The organism is aff. Roholtiella sp. LEGE 12411 (assembly GCF_015206995.1).
Taxonomy (GTDB): Bacteria; Cyanobacteriota; Cyanobacteriia; order Cyanobacteriales; family Nostocaceae; genus Komarekiella.
In genome coordinates this window covers 1-2,704 of the sequence record NZ_JADEXR010000280.1, presented here as the reverse complement: position 1 = coordinate 2,704, position 2,704 = coordinate 1, and the positions used below count along the sequence as shown (strand labels likewise).

General features: G+C 42.8%; 1 protein-coding gene. It reads right to left on the bottom strand.

From position 1 onward, the window contains the following. Nucleotides 1–63: 63 nt before the first annotated feature. On the bottom strand, nt 64–2,247 hold the full coding sequence (locus tag IQ246_RS29325; RefSeq protein ID WP_194006795.1) for a DUF4114 domain-containing protein: 2,184 nt from the start codon (nt 2,245–2,247) through the stop codon (nt 64–66). Nucleotides 2,248–2,704 lie beyond the last annotated feature (457 nt).

The window sequence follows — 2,704 nt, the reverse complement described above, 5'->3', positions numbered from 1 at the left end:
CCCCATGCCCCATGCCCCATGCCCAATGCCCAATGCCCAATGCCCCATGCCCCATGCCCAACATTAAGTAGTTAAATTCAAGCGCACAATGACATCGTTATAATCATTGTCACCACCACTGGTTAAATCCTCAAAGCCAAAGGTGTTATTCCCTAATAGGCGAATGTGATCTACCTTATCAGTATTAGCACCTAAAAATGGGAAGTAAACCGCTGGATCGTTATTACGATTACTATCGAGAATTGCGTCGGGTCTACCATTGGCGATGATAAATGGTGCAAAGAGAGAATCAGGCTCCAAAGTGCCGATGTAAGTTGCCGTACCTTGGTTGTTCACCGTCAGGTCAATACCTGCAACACGCTCACGTACCGCTGCTTCAGTATAACCCGCTTGCCCGACGAGAATATCTGCTGTGCGATCGCCATTAATATCAATACCACCATTCTCATCAGTCACCCGATAAAAGCCAACAAAATTGTTGAAAACGGCTTCTCTGTTGACCACAAACTCAGCTTTCACCTGTTGTGTCACATCCCGTAAATCGAGCAATTCTGCTTCTTGCTGTCCCTGCAAACCTATACCCAAAGGTAACTCTTGGTTTGTTGGTTGAATTTCTACTACCAAATCTTGAAAGTTGAGAGAGAATACTTGATTTTTTGAGGGTTCGACTTCAAAATTTGCCGCTGAGGAAAAAATTACATCTGAGAAGGAAGTTTGTCCAGTTAGTACGCCATTGATACTGTTGTTGCGTACCAAGAAAAACCTTAGACTATCACCAGAGTTGAACTCTTGCAGAGTCGCTAAGTTAGTATTAAACCCATTGGGAATATTAGCAATTGCAGAGAAAACCGCCTTAGCTCGTTTCAGAGCCGCTTCGGTATACCCAGTTGCACCAGGAGCAATATTGCCAATCTTACCTTCTGCATCGTCAACGGTAAATACTCCTAGTTCATAGACCGTACTAGAACTGGGCTTTACCAGCTTAAAAGAGAGATTTGTTTGTGTAGTGATATTAATAGTAAAGTTGTTTGGCGAAGCGCTGTAGTCTTTGCCATCACTGATTTTGAACTGGAAGCTGGCGAAATTGTCACCTCTGGCGGTAATATCAGTCTTAAACTTCAGCTGGCTCAATTTATCCAGCGTAACTACTTGGCCCAATGAGATAGCTTCACCAGAATCGAGAGTGCCGTTATCATCGCCATCTAGGAAAAATTCTAACTCAGGCAATGTTATAATTTTTACTTCTTGCAGGCGATCGCCGCTGTCCGGGTCATTAAATGCAAAGTCGTTAGGCTGGAAAATGTAGAGGCTGTCAGGATTGATAGTGATAGTTTTGTCAGCAGAAGTCGGAACTGTATTGTTCTCTATGATTTGCAAACCACTGTTTTCATCAGCAATGTAAACATATTTACCGACTACAGCTAATCCTAAAGCAGCACCAGTGGTATCGAATGTATTTTTGAGAATGGGTGCAGCCGGGTCTGTGATATCAATGATTTGCAAACCACTAGTTGTGTCAGCAACGTAAGCATAGTTACCTGCTACAGCTACACTATAGGCATTGCCAGTGGTATCTAATGTACCTTGGAGAAAGGGTGCTCTAGGGTCTGTGATATCAATGATTTGCAAACCACTGCCGTAGTCAGCGACGTAAGCGTAGTTACCCGCTACAGCTACACCATAAGCATTGCCAGAAGTATCAAATCTACCTGCGAGGGAAGGTGCAGCAGGGTCTGTGACATCGATGATTTCTAAACCGTTGCCAGCAACGTAAGCATAGTTACCTACTACAGTTACACCTAAAGCAGGGCCAGTATTTAATGTACCTTTGAGGGAGGGTACAGCCGGGTTTGTGATGTCGATAATTTGCAAACCACTGGTGATATCAACAACGTAGGCATAGTTACCCACTACAGCTACATTTAAGGCAAAGATCGTATCGAATGTACCTTTGAGGGAGGGTGCGCTAGGGTTGGTGATGTCAATGATTTGCAAACCACTGGTAGCGTCAGCAATGTATGCGTAGTTACCTGCTACAGCTACGCCATAAGCCAGACCAGTAGTATCGAATGTACCTTTGAGGAAGGGTGCGCTAGGGTCTGTGATATCAATGATTTGCAAACCACTGTTGGCATCAGCGACGTAGGCGTAGTCATCCACTACAGCTACACTATAGGCAACACCAGTAGTATCTAATGTACCTTTGAAAAAAGAACTAAGCACGGATGGGTACGCAGTTATCAACATAATTTTTATTAAAAATAAAATTTATACATCGTTAAAAACGATTAAGTATGAGTCCGGTTTTTTTTTGTATTAAAGTTTAATTTTTATACTATAGCGATCGCTGTCCCAGCACAAGCCGCTTTGCGTTTACGCTACCTGCTTTTAAGCTGTTAGCAACAGCCTGAAATGACTGAATTTGTCAGTACATATTATGGTTGATTTGTATAGTAAAGGTGACTTGTAAAAGCTCTTTTTTTCTCTGTGCGTACTCTGTGCCTCTGCGGTTAAAAAATTACAGGACTTACGCAAGTGTAATATTTTTAACGCCAGAGGTTGTCCAGAGTCAAAGGTCAAAAGTCCAAAAAACCTTAACCCTTAGGGACTTCCAGAAAATAAAATATAGAAATGTCTCCGTATAGGAATCATTATTATTCTCATACGGATAGGGGGTAGGGAAGGGGTCAGCTATCGGCTGACC